General features: G+C 59.3%; 14 protein-coding genes and 3 tRNA genes. 14 read left to right on the forward strand and 3 right to left on the reverse strand.

What is annotated here, in order from left to right; translation table 11 throughout:
• Nucleotides 1-23 precede the first annotated feature (23 nt).
• Genes yidD through rpmH form a run of 3 tightly spaced genes read right to left on the reverse strand, consistent with a single transcriptional unit; the run spans nt 24 to nt 738 of the window.
• Entirely contained in the window at nt 24-248 is a 225-nt protein-coding gene (gene yidD, locus DW796_RS01155; RefSeq protein ID WP_022093804.1) for a membrane protein insertion efficiency factor YidD, read from the reverse strand.
• Nucleotides 245-583, reverse strand: a complete 339-nt coding sequence (gene rnpA, locus DW796_RS01160) for a ribonuclease P protein component (RefSeq protein WP_082435526.1) — start codon at nt 581-583, stop codon at nt 245-247. Before rnpA ends, yidD begins: the two co-directional genes overlap by 4 nt.
• Before the next feature lie 20 nt (nt 584-603).
• Nucleotides 604-738, reverse strand: coding sequence for a 50S ribosomal protein L34 (gene rpmH, locus DW796_RS01165; protein ID WP_019127408.1), 135 nt, complete (start codon nt 736-738; stop codon nt 604-606).
• A gap of 345 nt (nt 739-1083) precedes the next feature.
• Here rpmH and DW796_RS01170 point away from each other — a divergent pair, with 345 nt between their 5' ends.
• The 14 genes from DW796_RS01170 to typA all read left to right on the forward strand — a co-directional run bounded on the left by DW796_RS01170 (nt 1084) and on the right by typA (nt 16320).
• Nucleotides 1084-2412, forward strand: coding sequence for an ATP-binding protein (locus DW796_RS01170; RefSeq protein ID WP_118094010.1), 1329 nt, complete (start codon nt 1084-1086; stop codon nt 2410-2412).
• 15 nt (nt 2413-2427) lie between these two features.
• Nucleotides 2428-4152, forward strand: a complete 1725-nt coding sequence (locus tag DW796_RS01175) for a DnaA ATPase domain-containing protein (RefSeq protein WP_118094011.1) — start codon at nt 2428-2430, stop codon at nt 4150-4152.
• A 238-nt stretch (nt 4153-4390) separates the two neighbouring features.
• Nucleotides 4391-5494, forward strand: coding sequence for a DNA polymerase III subunit beta (gene dnaN / locus DW796_RS01180; RefSeq protein WP_118094012.1), 1104 nt, complete (start codon nt 4391-4393; stop codon nt 5492-5494).
• A gap of 8 nt (nt 5495-5502) precedes the next feature.
• Nucleotides 5503-6609, forward strand: a complete 1107-nt coding sequence (locus tag DW796_RS01185; protein ID WP_118094013.1) for a DNA replication/repair protein RecF — start codon at nt 5503-5505, stop codon at nt 6607-6609.
• A complete protein-coding gene (locus DW796_RS01190) occupies nt 6596-7159 on the forward strand; it encodes a DciA family protein (protein ID WP_118094014.1) in 564 nt (187 codons plus the stop codon). Before DW796_RS01185 ends, DW796_RS01190 begins: the two co-directional genes overlap by 14 nt.
• 105 nt (nt 7160-7264) lie before the next feature.
• The gene (gene gyrB, locus DW796_RS01195) at nt 7265-9295 is read left to right on the forward strand and encodes a DNA topoisomerase (ATP-hydrolyzing) subunit B (RefSeq protein ID WP_118094015.1); all 2031 of its coding nucleotides are present in this window, start codon (nt 7265-7267) and stop codon (nt 9293-9295) included.
• A 208-nt stretch (nt 9296-9503) separates the two neighbouring features.
• On the forward strand, nt 9504-12212 hold the full coding sequence (gyrA, locus tag DW796_RS01200; protein ID WP_118094070.1) for a DNA gyrase subunit A: 2709 nt from the start codon (nt 9504-9506) through the stop codon (nt 12210-12212).
• A gap of 296 nt (nt 12213-12508) precedes the next feature.
• Nucleotides 12509-12585 (forward strand) — tRNA-Ile (locus DW796_RS01205).
• A 67-nt stretch (nt 12586-12652) separates the two neighbouring features.
• A tRNA-Ala gene (locus DW796_RS01210) sits at nt 12653-12728 on the forward strand.
• Nucleotides 12729-12732: 4 nt separating this feature from the next.
• Nucleotides 12733-12809 (forward strand) — tRNA-Ile (locus DW796_RS01215).
• A 184-nt stretch (nt 12810-12993) separates the two neighbouring features.
• On the forward strand, nt 12994-13494 hold the full coding sequence (locus DW796_RS01220) for a bifunctional nuclease family protein (RefSeq protein ID WP_118094016.1): 501 nt from the start codon (nt 12994-12996) through the stop codon (nt 13492-13494).
• Between the two features lie 33 nt (nt 13495-13527).
• Nucleotides 13528-13884, forward strand: a complete 357-nt coding sequence (locus tag DW796_RS01225) for a hypothetical protein (protein ID WP_147351001.1) — start codon at nt 13528-13530, stop codon at nt 13882-13884.
• Nucleotides 13885-13914: 30 nt separating this feature from the next.
• On the forward strand, nt 13915-14364 hold the full coding sequence (locus tag DW796_RS01230) for a hypothetical protein (protein WP_118094018.1): 450 nt from the start codon (nt 13915-13917) through the stop codon (nt 14362-14364).
• A gap of 117 nt (nt 14365-14481) precedes the next feature.
• The gene (gene typA, locus DW796_RS01235; RefSeq protein ID WP_006235837.1) at nt 14482-16320 is read left to right on the forward strand and encodes a translational GTPase TypA; all 1839 of its coding nucleotides are present in this window, start codon (nt 14482-14484) and stop codon (nt 16318-16320) included.
• The last annotated feature ends 412 nt before the right edge of the window (nt 16321-16732 follow it).

The following is a 16732-nucleotide window of genomic DNA, read 5'->3' on the forward strand; positions in this document are numbered from 1 at the left end:
TTTCCTCCGATAGCGAGTGCCCGCTAGGGCACAGGGTCATAACCGCCGACGTGCAGGGGATTGCAGCGAGCGATGCGCCTCACGGCAAGCCAGCAGCCTCTCAAAACACCGTACTTCTCAATCGCCTGGACGGCGTATTGCGAGCACGTTGGGTAATAAATGCAGGCGTCAGGCAATAAGGGCGAAATAACCTGTTGATATATGCGAATAGGAGCGATGGCAACACGTCGCAAAACGTGATTGCTCATCGCTCCTCCCCGGCAACGCCGGCGCGTTTCATAAGCGAACGCAATGCATTGTCCATCTCCTGAGGCGAAGAAACCCTCGTCTTGGGAGTTGCGAACAAGATGATGTCATAACCCGCAACGGGAAATCCACAGCTGCGGGCGGCCTCGCGCATCACACGCTTAGAACGGTTGCGCACGACAGCACAACCGAGCCGTTTAGCACCAACGAAGGCGACCCTTCCGGAGTCGCCTTCGCCAACCGATTCACATATGGTCATTCGAATCAGAGGGTGATTGAAACGACGCCCCTGACTGAACACATGCTCGAAATCTTGCCGAGACTTAATAGTCTTCATGCGAGATGTGTGTATCGCTGCTAGACAGTGAGACGCTTGCGGCCCTTGGCGCGACGACGGGCGAGCACGGCACGACCACCCTTAGTGGCCATACGGGCACGGAAGCCATGGGTCTTGGCACGCTTACGCTTATTAGGCTGATACGTACGCTTCATCTTAAGTTCCTCCTGCTGCATTTCGAGTGTCCGCGGGGGCGCGGACGCAGATATAGACACGTGAGCTTGAAGATTGTAGGGAAATCAATGTTCAAATGTCAAGAAATCAAAGGTAAAAGGTTGCAAAGAGTACACGGTTCCCCCATAAGCAGAACCGGCATTTGAGGCAGCAGGCAACTTTTCACGAAATTTCATCGAGTTTTCAACAGGTCGTGTTGGAAATGTTGAGAACTTTTCGTCCGTTTTCCAAAGTTTTCAACAGGTTTTGAAAACTTGTCGAAAGATGAGAAACATTGCGCGGTGAGCTACTATTTGTTCAAAACCTTTTGAAAGATTGCGAGCGGCATGTCTGACGACTTCTACACCATGGTCGATTCCGGTGATCCGGCACCCGACAACGAGCACATCACCGGCGTGCGCGAAAAACGCAACGAGGGTGAGCAGGTCATCGCACAAGCACCAAAGGCCATGTATGCAGCGCGCATCGCGGTCTACGACGACATGCTGTCGACACCGCGTGTCATCGTCATCGAACCGCAAGACGTCCGCACCTACTTGGAAGAGACAACCAACACCGTCTACCAGTGCATGAAAGAGCAGGGAGGACGCATCTCGCTGATGGTTATCCGCGAGATTGTCGAAAACTTCATCCACGCTCATTTTGCAGAGCCCATCATCTCGATTCTCGACGGTGGCGATACCATCCGCTTTGCCGATCAGGGTCCTGGCATCGACGACAAAGAGCGCGCCTTCGATTTTGGCGTAACCAGCGCAAACAGCAAGATGAAACGGTATATCCGCGGTACCGGCGCCGGGTTTCCCATGGTACAGGAGTACTTGGAAAACGCCGGCGGCGCCGTCTCCATCGAGGACAACATGGGCAACGGCACCGTCGTGACGGTAAGTCTGAACCCCAAGCGCGTGCAGGAAATCGAGCGTGCCGGCGGGCGCGGGGCAGCCGTGCGACCCGAAGCAGAGCAGCAGGCATATCCCCTAACCAACACGTTTGCACAGCAGCCTGCGGCGCAGCAGATGCAGCAGCCTGGAAGTTTCCCCATGCAAGACCCCCAGGCACCGCTGGGCAACGCAATGCAAAACATGCCGGAGAGCATAGGCTCGGCAGATCTGGACACAGGCACCGTGCAGCAGGCAGCGGCCATGCCAAACGCCCCGCAAATGGGCTATCAACCGTACCCGCAAGGGTATCCTCCCCAATATATGCCGCAGCAGGGATACGCCCAGCCGTATCCCCAACAGTATCCTCAGGGGTACCAGCAGCCGTACCAACAAATGCCCCAGGCGCAGTACAACCCATGGGCCCAGCAGATGCCTCCGCAGCCTTACCAACAGTGGCCGCAAAGTTTTCAACAACAGCCGCTGCCTATGCAGAGTTCTCAACAACCAGCAGCTCAAATGATGTATCCTAATGCGGCGAATCAATATGCACAGCCACAGCAAAACGTATTTGTGAGCGAGCGCGGCGAAGCGGCGCTGGGCTATCTGGCTCAAAACCAAGAGTGTGGCGCAACCGACCTGGCACGAGCGTTTGGAAACTCAGCGCCCACGTGGTCGCGAACGCTCAACGACTTGGCGCAGGCCGGCTTGGTAATCAAACATGGCCAGAAATATCATCTGACCGAAATAGGCAGCGCTCGCGTGCGAGCCCAAAGTTAAGGAACGGGAGAAACAGTGGACGAGGAAGCAAGCATCATCCTGGGAGATGCCATCGCCTTTTGTCAGCGCGACGGCCAAGATGCACGCCTCATCAATATGCTGGGACAATCGCACGCCGTGAGTTTAACCGAGGACACTCTGACGATTGAGGCCCCTTCGCGCTTTGCCATCGCTCAGCTCAAAAAGCATCAGCCGACCATCGAGGCCTATCTGGAAGAGATCGCCTTTGCACCGATTGCGCTCAATATCGTGGCACCGCAAGGTGCCTCGGCAAATACGGCCCCGGACACTCACCCGGTAGCGACCGCCACCGCAGCGGCGACGCCGGTGCCCGAGGCTCGACGCGACGATGTTTCCCGTGAAACCATGGCGCCGCAGCCGACCGCTTCGTTCGCACCGGCGGTAGAGTCAGCCCCCTCGCCCATCCCGACCGCAACGCATATGCCCGTCGCACACGAGGCGACACCCGGCGAGGAATCGGGCATTGCAATCAAAAACACGTTGTCCGCTGACGATTTCCGCCGCATGATGACCCAAATGAATGGCAGGCCACCGGCAAAAAGCGCGAGTTCGTCCGCAGCGCCGGCAGCACCTTCGGCGGCGGCACCGACGGCAGTCGAGAAAAACGCGGACGGGGCACCCCTCGCAGCGAATTCGAAATTCACGTTTGAAAACTTCGTCTTCGGACCGGAGAACAGCCTTGCCTACCGGTCGGCGCTCAAATTCGCCATGCTTGCAGACACGCCCGGTACCTGCACGTCGCTGTTCATCTACGGCAAATCGGGGCTGGGCAAGACACACCTGCTGCTCGCCATCAAAAATGAGCTGGCAGAGAAATCGCCCGAGATCAAGGTGAAGTACGCCAACTCGCAGGCATATCTGGACGACTTGATGACGGAATTCGACCGCCAAAAGAAGAGCAACGCCCCCATTATGCAGGCGTACCACGGCGTCGACGTGCTTATCATCGATGACATCCAGAACATCATCGGCAAGCGCGCGAGCGTGGATTACTTCTTCCAGTTGATGGACGAATTTATCCGTAACAACAAGAAGGTCGTGATTGCCGCCGACCGCGCTCCCAAGGACCTTAATATGGACGAGCGCCTGACCAGCCGCTTTAATGCCGGCCTGCTGTGCCTGGTGGCAGAGCCCAGCTACGAGATGAAGTACAAGATTTTGCAGCGTTATTACGAGAACACGATCGCCGCCGCACCCGAGGCGGGCAACGACTCGCTGCTGGCGGCCTACGGGGGCGACGGCGGACATCTGACCGACGCGCACTTTAAACACATGGCCGAGGTCTCGGGCACCAACATTCGCGAGCTCGAGAGCTTTTGCGAGCGTTGCGCCGGTGAAGCGGGCGATCGCGAACGCGAGGGCGGGGAGCTCACCTTTGACGACATCGACGCCATCGCCAACCAGTACTTCGACACATCGGCCAAGAAGATCAACGTGCAGACGGTCCAGTCCGTCATCGAGGAGCAATACGGTGTGACGCACGAGGAACTCATCGGGCCTCGCCGCAACGCCAATATCGCCAAGGCGCGCCATATCGCTATCTACCTGGCGATTGAGATGTGCGAGATGACGACGACGGCCGTGGGCGCCGAGTTTGGCAACCGCAACCACTCGACCGTCAGTACGAGCTATAAAAAGGTTCAGAAGATGATTCAGGAAGACCGGACTGTTACCGAAGACCTCAAGTCGCTGCGCGATAAAATTACACTGCGCTCGTAGGTAAATTGACACAGCTGTTGAAAACTTGTCGAAACGGCGGTTATAAGGTGTCGAAAACTCGAGCCGCGGTGATGAAAAGTTTTGCGCAGGTTTTGAACGTGGAAAACATACCCGATTGCACACAGGTTCCTGTCGATTCTCTTTTTAGGGCTGACCTGCACTTTTAGGAGTAATCAACAGTTTCGTCAGTACTATTACTATTATTAAGATATTTATATCTATAGAAAGGTATTAAAAGATGAAGTTCACCGTCAGCCAGAGCTCGCTTACGCAAGCCATCGGCGTCGTTATGAAAGGCGTCGCTTCGGCATCCACCCTTCCCATTCTGTCGGGCGTGCTCGTTAAGGCACAAGACGGCATCTTGGAATTCCAGACCTCCAACTACACCATCTCGATTCGTCACCGCATCGCGGCTCATGTCGAAGAGGAGGGCGAGATGGTGATTCCCTGTAAGATGCTCTCCAGCATCACCAAGACCCTTCCCGATGCACCGGTCACCTTTGAGCTGTCCGAGCGTCAGGTTTTGATTGGCTGCGAGAAGAGCTCTTTCCGCCTCAACACGCTCGATGCCAACGACTTTCCCGAGTTCCCGGCATACGCCATCGAGAGCGCCGTCGAGCTACCGACTGATATTCTGTCCGAAATGGTAAGTCGCGTATGGCGCGTCACCTCGACTGACAAGGCCCGCCCCATCCTGGGTGGCGTGCACATGAAGGTCGAGAACAACACCGTGCGCCTGGTCGCGACCGACTCCTTCCGACTGGCCGTGTGCGATACGCAGGTCGAGACCTCGACCCTCGAAGGTTCCTTTGAGCTCAACGTGCCTGCCGACGCCTTCAACGACGCGCTGAGCATCATGGCGAGTCAGGCTACCATCATGATCGGCGCCACCGACACCCAGGTTGTCTTTGAGGCCGGCAACACCACCTACGTGTCGCGCCGCATCGAGGGCGTATATCCCAATTACAAGCAGCTCATCCCCGATTCGTGCGTGACGAGCGTCAAGATCGACGTGGCCGCCTTTAACGCCGCCCTTAAGCGTGTGGCCGTTATCGCGAGCGCCAACCCCGCTGTCAAGTTTGAGATTGACGTCGAGAACGGCCAGATGGGCCTGTCCTCCATTTCCAACGACCAGGATCTGGCGCAGGAGACGATCGATGTCGAGGCCGAGGGCGAGTCGGGCACCATCGCCTTCAACTACCACTACATCTTTGGCTGCCTCAATGCCCTGTCCAAGGAGAAGGAGATCACGCTGGAGCTCAAGAGCTATTCGCAGGCTGGCATCTTCAAGTCCTATGACAAGATCAACTACCTGTACCTGGTCATGCCGGTACGCATCTAGCACTACCCATGACCATGTTCGCACGTGATCTTTCCGTTGCGCGCTATCGCAGCTTCGACAGTTACCGCCTTGCCCTGAGCGACGGTGTGACGGTGCTCGCAGGCCCCAATGCGGCGGGAAAGACCAACCTCATAGAGGCGCTGCAGCTGCTGACGAGTGGCGCCTCGTTTAGGCATCCGACCGCAACCGAGCTCGTGCACGACGGCGTGGGCTCATGCAAGGTCGAGCTGAGGCTCGAAGGTGATGGACGCGTGCTGGACATGGGTCTGAGCGTGGAAGATGGCAAGCGTTCGTTTAGCCGCAACGGCAAGCGCTGCGCTGCGTCCGGCGTGCGCGGGGTGCTGCCGAGCGTTCTGTTTTGCCCGGACCACTTGGATATGGTCAAGCGCGGTGCCAGCGTGCGCCGCACCGCGCTTGATGACTTTGGCGTTCAGCTGAGTGCGCGCTATGCCGATCTGGCTAGTGCCTACGGGCGCTGCGTGACCCAGCGCAATGCCTTGCTCAAGGAGACCTGGTGCTGCCGCGAGATGCTCGGCGCCTGGAACGAATCTATCGCCCGCGCCGGTTCGGCCCTGCTCGTGCATCGTCTGGCCCTGCTCGACCGGCTGTCGGGCCATGTGCGCGACGCCTATGGCCGCGTGGCATCTGGCGAGCCCGCCGGTGTGTCCTATGTGTCCACGCTTGGCGACCTGCCTGGCACCGAGGATCGCGACGAGCTCAGGGGCTGGGCGTATGAGCACATGCTCTCGGCGCTCGACGAGCGCGCCGACGAAGAGATCCGCCGCGGCGTGACGCTCGTGGGCCCGCATCGCGACGAGATCGAGTTTTCCGTCGCGGGTCGATCGGCCCGTTCATTTGCCAGCCAGGGCCAGCAGCGAACGCTGGTGCTTGCCTGGAAGGTGGCAGAAGTGGCCGTGGCGCGCGATATCCTGGGCACCGCGCCGCTGCTGCTTTTGGACGACGTGATGAGCGAGCTCGACGCCGGGCGCCGAGGCGCTTTTCTGCAGCTGATCGGTGATGATATCCAGACGGTCATAACCACCACCAATCTGGGGTATTTTACCGATGACCTGCTTGATCGAGCCAAGGTGGTGAGCATGGATGGGACGTGCTAATTACGAGCGCGAGAACGGAACGGTGGCCTTTGGCGGCTTTTTGGATGCCGAGCGTCAGCGCATCCTGGCGTCCGCGACACCTGAGCGCCGCGCGCAGATGGAGGCTGCAGAGGAGTCTCGTGCGGTCTATCGCGCCTGGAATGCGGTGTGCTCGGGCACGCGCGAGGGACGCCATGTGACGGGCCTGCGTTACCTGCCCGAGTCCAACGAACTGCTGGTGTACCTCGATTCGCCCTCATGGACGCAGGAAATGACACTTTTGCGCGAGATTATCCGCGCGCGCATGGAGCGCGCCGGCGCGCACGTCGACGGGCTGGTGTTCAAGACATCCGCACCCGGTCACACACCGCCCGCCGCCAAGGAGCGCCTGCGCCCGGCGACGACCGAGCGCCCGCCGGCCCCGCACGCCGACCTAAGTGAGGCCGAGCGCACCGAGATTGAGCGCCAAGTGGCGCCCATCGAAGACCAAAAACTTCGCGAGGCCCTCGAGAACGCCATGAGAGCCAGTGCCGAGTGGGCCAAGGGCGTGCAGGGCAAAAAAGAGCCTTAAATCGCATCTGGTGGCCTTGTAGAGCCAAATACCCTCGTTCCCGAGGGTATTTTTTTACGATAAACTAGTAAGGCTATACACATTTTCTTAACTGAAGGAGGACGTGTGGCAAACGAAAACGATTACGATGGCGGCGAGATTAAGATTCTCGAAGGTCTCGAGGCCGTTCGTAAGCGCCCGGGCATGTACATTGGCTCGACGAGCGCCAGCGGTCTTCATCACCTGGTGTGGGAGATCGTTGACAACTCCGTCGACGAGGCCATGGCCGGTTTCTGCACCGAGATTCAGGTGACGGTCCACGCCGACAACTCCATCACGGTCGTCGACAACGGGCGCGGCATCCCCGTCGACGAGCATCCTATCAAAAAGATCCCGACGCTCGAGGTCGTCATGACGATCCTGCACGCCGGCGGTAAGTTCGATAACTCGGCCTACAAGGTCTCGGGCGGCCTGCACGGCGTGGGCATCTCCGTCGTCAATGCCCTGTCCAAGCGTGTGGTCGTACAGGTATGCCGCGATGGCAACATCTACGAGATGGAGTTTTCGCGCGGCAAGACCGTCAAAAAGATGGAAGTCGTGGGCACTTCGGTGACGACGGGTACCACTGTCAGCTTCTGGCCCGACGACGAGATCTTCGAGACCTGCATCTACGATTTCGACACGCTGCACAACCGTCTGCAGGAGACGGCATTCCTCAACAAGAACCTCAAGATCGTGCTGACCGACGAGCGCGAGGCGACTCCCCATGTGGAGGAGTTTTGCTACGAGGGCGGCATCATCGACTTCGTCAAGTTCCTCAATGAGGGCAAGGATGTCCCCGAGGCCTTTAAGGAGCCCATCTACATCGAGGGCAAGTCGGACCCGGATGCTCCCGTGACCAAGATGGGCGAGGTCGAGGTGTCCCTGCAGTGGAATAGCGGCTACGGCGAGAACGTCATGTCGTTTGCCAACGACATCTACACCCCCGAGGGCGGCATGCACCTCGAGGGCTTCCGCACCGCGCTCACCCGCGTGATTAACGATTACGCTCGCAAGCAGAACCTGCTCAAGGAAAAAGACGCCAACCTGACCGGCGACGATGTGCGCGAGGGCCTTTCGGCCGTTATCTCGGTCAAACTGCCCGATCCGCAGTTTGAGGGCCAGACCAAGGCCAAGCTCGGCAGCTCCTATATGCGCGCGCTGACGCTCAAGATCGTGACCGACGGCCTTGCCGATTACCTCGAGGAGCATCCCAAGCCCGCTCGTGAGATCGTCAAGAAGGCCCAGCAGGCCTGCAAGGCGCGCAACGCCGCCCGCAAGGCGCGCGAGGCGACCCGCCGCAAGAGCCTGCTCGAGACGGCGTCGCTGCCCGGTAAGCTCGCTGACTGCTCGGTGCGCGATGCCGAGCTGACCGAGCTCTTCATCGTAGAGGGCGACTCGGCAGGCGGTTCGGCCAAGGACGGCCGTCGCCGAGACATCCAGGCGATTCTGCCCCTGCGCGGCAAGATTTTGAACGTCGAGCGCGTGGGCGATCATCGTGCGTTCTCGAGCGACACCATCCAGTCCCTCATCACCGCGATCGGCTGCGGCGTCACGACGAGCGCCGGCGACGGCGGCGACTTTGATATCACCAAGGCCCGCTACCACAAGATCATCATCATGACCGATGCAGATGTCGACGGTGCGCATATCCGCATTCTGCTGCTGACGTTCTTCTACAAGTACATGCGCCCGCTGATTGACGCCGGCTACGTGTACGTCGCGTGCCCGCCCATCTTTGGCATTAAGGTGCGCAACAAGATCCACTACGTGTATCCCAACGGCCGCCAGCCCGAAGACGAGATCCTGCGCGACACCATCCAGAGTCTGGGCCTGAACCCCGACGACAACGACGAGGACGGCAAGGCCAAGGACGGCAAGATCACCAAGAAGCGCAAGGGCTACACCGTCCAGCGCTACAAGGGCCTGGGCGAGATGGACCCCAAGCAGCTTGCCTCGACGACGATGGACCCCAAGACCCGCATTCTGCAGCGTGTGTCGATCGAGGACGCCGTGGTGGCGGACCGCGCCGTGCGCGAGCTGATGGGTTCCGAGGTCGGCTATCGCCGCGAATATATCGAGAAGCACGCCCACGACGCGCGTTTCCTTGACGCCTAGCTTTCCCAGGCACCCCATCTTGCCCTTCAGGATTTCGGGCGCCGCACGCAAGGCGTGCGCCCTCATCCTTCAGGGCAACCTGGGGCACCTGGAAAACCTAGGAGGGTTATCCGGCATTCCCGGTAATCCGTCTCCGTGGTAGGGAACTAATGGACCACGCAAACCATGAGGAGGTAACGTGGCAGACGATATCAACAATAACGAGGGTATGGACGAGGCCGGCGACGCCGGCATGCCCGATGATCTGAAGCGCCTGCTTGCCCGTGCTGAGCAGGGCGAGGACGGCGATCCGGACGCCTATAACCCCGATGCCGATGATGAGGAAGAGGACGACGACGCCGAGCTCGAGGAGAGCTTTGGCGAAGTCGACCGTGGCGCCTCGGCCGGCGAGGATATCAACGGCGGTCAGCTCCAGATTTCGGAGTTCGGCCGCGAGATGAAGCAGTCGTTCATCGAGTACTCGATGTCGGTCATCACGGCGCGCGCCCTGCCGGACGTGCGCGATGGCTTAAAGCCGGTGCACCGTCGCATCCTGTACGCCATGAACGAGAGCGGCATCTACCCCAACCGTCCGCACAAGAAGTCCGCTTGGACGGTCGGCGAAGTTATCGGTAAGTACCATCCGCACGGCGACTCCGCGGTCTATGAGGCAATGGTTCGCCTGGCACAGTGGTTCTCCATGCGCACGCCGCTCATTGACGGTCACGGCAACTTCGGCAATATCGACGGCGACGGCGCCGCCGCCATGCGTTACACCGAGAGCCGCCTGGCAAAGCCCGCCATGGAGCTCCTGCGCGACCTGCAGAAGGACACCGTCGACTGGCAGCCCAACTACGACGAGTCGCTCGCCGAGCCCCAGGCGCTGCCCGCGCGTTTCCCCAACCTGCTGGTCAACGGCAGCCAGGGCATCGCCGTCGGCATGGCCACCAACATCGCCCCGCACAACCTTACCGAGGCGATCGAAGCCACGTGCTACCTGATCGACAACCCCGACGCCAACGTCGACGAGCTCATGCAGATCATGCCCGGTCCGGACTTCCCCACCGGTGCCATCATCATGGGCAGTGCCGGCATTAGGCAGAGCTACGAGACCGGCCGCGGCTCCATCACCGTGCGCGCCAAGGCTCATGTGGAGTCCACCAAGACCGGCCGTAGCCGCCTGGTCTTTACCGAGATTCCCTACATGGTCAACAAAGGCACTCTGCAGGAGAAGATCGCCCAGCTCGTCAACGACAAGCGCATCGAGGGCATCTCGGATATGCGCGATGAGTCCAACCAGAAGGGTATCCGTCTGGTCATCGAACTCAAGAAGGGCGTCATTCCGCAGGTCGTGCTCAACAATCTGTATAAGTACACCTCGCTGCAGACGACCTTTGGCGCCAACAACCTGGCACTTGTCAACGGCGTTCCCAAATGTCTGAGCCTGCGCGAGATGCTGCAGCACTACATCGACCACCAGGTCGACGTAGTCACCCGCCGCACCCGCTTTGATCTCAAGAAGGCCCAGGCGCGTGCCCATATCCTCGAGGGCTACCTGATGGCTCTCGACCATATCGACGAGGTCATCAGCATCATTCGCTCCTCGCAGACCGACTCTGAGGCCAGCAGTCGCCTAATCGAGCGCTTCGGTTTTACGCCCGAGCAGACTACGGCCATCCTCGAGATGAAGCTGCGCCGCCTGACCGGCCTGGAGCGCGACAAGATTCAGGAAGAGCTGGACGGCTTGCGCCGCGCCATCGCCTACTACGAGGACCTGTTGGCGCACGAGGAGAAGATTCTGGGCGTCATCAAGGAAGAGATGCGCGAGATTTCCAAGAAGTTCGGCGACAAGCGCCGCACCGAGATCAGCCATGTCGAGAAGGACCTGGACGTCGAAGACCTGATTGCCGACGAGGACATGGTCGTGACCATCACCCACACCGGCTACGTCAAGCGCATCCCGGTGGCCGCCTATCGCGCCCAGAAGCGCGGCGGCAAGGGCGTATCGGGCGTCAACCTCAAAGAGGACGACGTTATCGACGAGATGTTTATCGCGTCCACGCACGAGTACGTGCTGTTCTTCTCGAGTAAGGGCAAGGTCTATCGCCTGAAGGTGCACGAGCTGCCGGTCGGCACGCGCCAGGCGCGCGGCACCGCGATCGTCAACCTGCTGCCCTTTGAGGAGGGCGAGAAGATCGCGAGCGTCATCAGCTGCCGCGAGTTCCCCGCCGACGAGTATCTGATGTTTGCCACCAAGAGCGGCATGGTCAAGAAGACCGTGATGAGCGCCTACGACCGTAGCCGCCGCGATGGCCTGATCGCCATCAACCTGAGGGACGACGACGCGCTGCTCGCTGTACGCCGCGTGCGCGAGGGTGACAAGATCATCATGGCAACCACCGCGGGCAAGGCGATTATGTTCCCCGAGGACCAGGTGCGCGCCACCGGTCGCGATACCAGCGGCGTCCGCGGCATTGGCATGAAGGATGGCGTGAGCGTTTTGGGTATGGAGGTTACCAACGGCAATGGTGACCTGTTTGTCATTACCGAGCGCGGCTACGGCAAGCGCACGCCGGTCGCGGACTACCCGGAGCAGAACCGCGGCGGCCAGGGCGTCTACACCATCCAGATGACCGAACGCAAGGGTAACCTCGCAGCCATGAAGACGGTGGGCCCGCAGCATGAGCTGTTCATCGTGACGGAGGGCGCGACGGTCATTCGCGTCAAGACCGACGAGATCAGCCAGACCGGCCGCGCCACCCAGGGTGTCAAGATGATGACCGTCGACGACAACGACCGCGTATGCGCCGTAGCCCGCATGACAGCAGCCAAGGAAAAGCCCGAAGGCGAAGGCGCAGAAGACAGCTATGTCCCCGAAGAAACCCCAGTCGACCTAGGCGACGGCAACGACATACCAGAAGATCTCCTAGACGAGTAAGAGGAACTAGCTGGTAGAAAATATCAGACCCCATATATCGGCGGTCGGCGCACTGCGCGCCGACCGCTTTTTTGACAATCTTGGGACCCCATGGTCGCTGGGCTGGCGGGGCGCTTTTGGTTTGTCGCGAGTTCCGCACGCAAAGAAGGCCACTTAATGTGGCCTTCGTCTTGCGCAGGACTGTCCGAGCAGCAAACCAAAACCATCCCGCCAGCCCAGCGACCACTCTCCCAAAGATTTTCAAAAAAGTTGTTGACGCGCGCGTAACGACTCGTCTAATATATCCCTTGCGCGATGGACCTGTAGCTCAGTTGGTTAGAGCGTCCGGCTGATAACCGGGAGGTCACAAGTTCGAATCTTGTCAGGTCCACCACTTTCTTTCGCAATAAACACCCCAGCGAGAGCCGAGTCGCCGCTGGGGTGTTTATTACTTTCTCCGTGGGGGTTTAGCTCAGCTGGGAGAGCGCGGGCTTTGCAAGCCTGAGGTCAGGGGTTCGATCCCCCTAACCTCCACCATGATGGACCTGTAGCTCAGTTGGTTAGAGCGTCCGGCTGATAACCGGGAGGTCACAAGTTCGAATCTTGTCAGGTCCACCATCAAAACGTTAAGAGCCCTGGGGCATTGCCTCGGGGCTTTTTTCTTATCCAACAAAAAGTAGTCAAAATAGCCCCGTCCCAAATTAACTACTTTGATTTTGTGTGCTGTGCGAAAGTTTGGGTAGTATAGCTATTCAATGCGGCGGGCTGCCGCGTGTTAACCGCTACGTACCGGAGGTGTTCCATGGTTCGTGTCGACATAGAGACCATCGTCATGGCCGCCGGTCCCGTGCCATCGCTTATCGTGCTTCGTGAGCGCAGCAGCAAATCGGACTCGCCCGCGCCGCTGCGTTCCCTTTCCATTCAGACTGGTTCGTTTGAAGCTGCTGCCATCAGCCGCGGCATCGATAGCGGTCGCGCCGAGCGCCCGATTACCCATGACCTGCTGCTCGATACCGTTGACGCCTTGGGCTCCAAGCTCGAGCGCATCGAGATCGTTCGCGCCGAGCCGCCGGTGTTCTACGCGACGATCGTCGTACTGGCCGATGGCGAGGAGCGCAAGATCGACGCCCGTCCCAGTGATGCCATTGCCCTTGCCGTGCGCAGCAATGCCCCCATGTTTGTGGAGGACGACATCATGAATCGCCTGGGCACTGTTTCTACCCACGCCGAGGAAGTCGACGACGAGCAGGAGTTCGAGAAGTTCGACGAGTTCGTCCATACGCTCTCCCCCGATGACTTCTAAATGCGGGGCGGCAGGGTTGCGGAGTGTTCGCTGATGGCCAGCGGTATGTCGGCTGAGGCGGCGGCCATTGCGCGCGAGGCCCAGATGCGCTCGGAGGCTTCTGAGGCGGCTCGCATTGCCTATGTGACGCAGGCCCGCACGCTTCGCGAGCGCCGCGGCTCGTTTATCAAGATGGTTGTCGTCTCCGCCCTTGTCGCGGCAATCTGCTCGCGCCTTCGTGGTACAGTTGGTGCGCTTGGGTTTTCGATTTCAACAGGCTTGGTAATCTGGGGTGTGGTCGATGCAGTAATGCTGACCAACCAGATCAAGGTACTCGACAAGCGCGCGATGGATATGATGCGCGTCCGCGACGCTGCCGCCAAGATCGCTGCCGAGGCACAAGAACTGTAACGACGCCAGACTCGATGGGAAGGTCTAAAGATGGTACAGGATATGCAGGACGCCGGTAACGTCTCCGCCGAGCTCGACGCCATGGTGTGTGACCTGATTGGTGCGTTCTTGGACGACCTTGCCGCCGGCGAGAACCCGGGCGTAGTTGTGGCGATCGAGGACGCTGCTTCCAACCGATATCTGGCGGCGCTCGACGAGGACGGCGAAGAGGCATGCCTCGAGGCGGCCACCAACTTTATCTCCGAGCACAAGATGGGTCTTAAGGACGAGGGCCTGGGCCGCATCGCCCGCTATGCCATCGGCTACACCGGTTGTGTCGAAATTGACGGCGGCTATCACGACGCCCTGCTCGTGAGCTTCTTCGAAACCACGCTCGAGAGCGGTTTTTCGGCATACGTGCTGTATGAGGGCATGGGTGCCGGCGATGGTTTTATGTGGAGCGACCCTGAACCTGCAGGTGAGGAAACCCCTCTTATCTAAAATCGCTAAAATAAACGAGTTTTCGGTAAAAGGCTCAATATTCCCGCTGAGCGTTGTATCGCTGGGCGGGCCGCATACGCGTGCCGTTTGTATATGGATAGAAGATAGGGGAACTACATGCGCGTAGACAATCTGAGGAACATCGCCATCATCGCCCACGTCGACCACGGCAAGACGACGATGGTCGACAAGCTCCTGCGTGCCACGGACGCCTTCCGTGCCAACCAGCAGGTCGAGGACCGCGTCCTGGACTCTAACGACCAGGAGCGCGAGCGCGGCATTACGATTCTCGCCAAGAACATCTCTATCGAGTACAAGGACGTCAAGATCAACGTCATCGACACCCCGGGCCACGCCGACTTTGGCGGTGAGGTCGAGCGCGTGCTGCGTATGGCCGACGGCGCCCTGCTGCTGGTCGACGCTTTTGAGGGCCCCATGCCCCAGACCCGCTTCGTGCTGCGTCACGCTATCGACACCGGCCTCAAGATCATGATCGTTATCAACAAGATCGATCGTCCGGGCGCCAACCCCGAGAAGGCCTACAACGACTGCCTGGACCTTATGGCCGACCTGGGTGCCACCGACGACCAGCTCGAGTTCGCCATGGAGCACGTGGTCTACGCCAGCGCCATGAATGGCTTTGCCCGTCTTGACCCCAACGACGGCAACATGGACATGTATCCGCTGCTCGATATGATCATCGACGACATGCCCGCTCCCGAGGTTGACGAGAATGCCCCGCTGGCCATGCAGTGCGTGACCATTGACCACTCCAACTTCGTTGGCCGCATCGGCATCGGTCGCGTGTACTCCGGCACCATCCATCAGGGCGATCAGATCCTGGTCGTCAAGAACGACGGCTCCAGCGCCACCGCTACCGTCAAGCAGCTCTTTACCTTCGACTACTTGGGCCGCACCGAATGCCAGGAAGTCGGCGCCGGCGACATCGCTGCCGTCGTGGGCATCGACCGCACCGATATCGGCGATGTCTACACCGATCCCGAGAACCCCGTTGAGCTCGAGCCCATCGAGATCGACCCGCCGACTCTGTCCATCGTCTTTGAGGCTTCGACCTCCCCGCTCGTCGGTCGCGACGGCGACATCGTGGGCGCCCGTCAGCTCAAGGAGCGCCTGTTCAATGAGGCCGAGAACAACGTGACGATGAAGATCGAGGAGCTCGAGGACAAGAGCGGCGTCGAGGTCTCGGGCCGCGGCATCCTGCACCTGTCCGTTCTGATGGAGTCCATGCGTCGCGAGGGCTTTGAGTTCCAGGTTGGCCGTCCCCGCGTTCTGTTTAAGAAGGACGAGAACGGCAACAAGATGGAGCCCGTCGAGCAGGCCGTCGTCGAGTGCCCGGACGAGTACTCGGGCAAGGTCGTTGAGGTCTTCGGTACCTCCGGCGGCATCATGACGAGCATGGATACCTCGGGTATCGTGACGCACCTCGAGTTTAAGATCCCGACCCGCGGCATCATGGGTCTTAAGAACCGCATTATGAACGTCACCCACGGCGAGGGCGTGTTCTACCACACCTTCTTGGAGTATGGCCCCTACGCCGGCGAGATCGGTAACCGTCAGAACGGCGCCATGATCTCCATGACCACCGAGAAGGCCGTTGCCTACGCTCTGGGTACGCTGCAGGAGCGCGGCCAGCTGTTCGTTGAGCCGGGTACCGAGTGCTACGAGGGCATGATCGTGGGCGAGCGCAGCAAGGCCGGCGACATGGTCGTCAACATCGCTCGTACCAAGAACCTGGGCAACCAGCGTTCCTCGACTTCCGATATCTCCGTCCAGCTGGTGCCGCCTCGCACCTTCTCGCTGGAGGAGGCGCTGGAGTACATTGCCGACGACGAGCTGGTGGAGATCACTCCCAAGAACATCCGCCTGCGCAAGCGTCTGCTCAACGCTACCGACCGTAAGAAGGCTGCTGTCCGCGCCGGTCAGGTCAACAAATAAGCACTGGGGCTTATAACCGCCAATAAGAAAGGGCGTCGACCGCAATGGTCGGCGCCCTTTTTGGTGCAAGGGGACAGGTTACTTTGCATCACGGTGGAGGAGGTTATCCCCCGAGTGGCTTTTCAGGCAAAGTTAAGTTGTTTAAACATATACATAATTCCACAGAATATAACTGCTTTAATGCAAAACCGTTAACAGGTAAATATCAACTGGTATTAAATTAAAAGACCTCTTTACCTGCGGTTTACATGATTGGTATCTATATTGTATTTTATGCATTGTGGCATAGACGAACCGTCTTAGAAGTTGCTCCCCAATGGGTTCTTGCAATGCGCTAGGTAGGTTCTCGTTGATGTTGGGGTTTGTGGTCGATCCGACGATTCGCCGTATTCCACACTGTGTTGTAGGAATT

The sequence above is a fragment of the Collinsella sp. AM31-2AC genome (assembly GCF_003469285.1).
Taxonomy (GTDB): Bacteria; Actinomycetota; Coriobacteriia; order Coriobacteriales; family Coriobacteriaceae; genus Collinsella; species Collinsella aerofaciens_AT.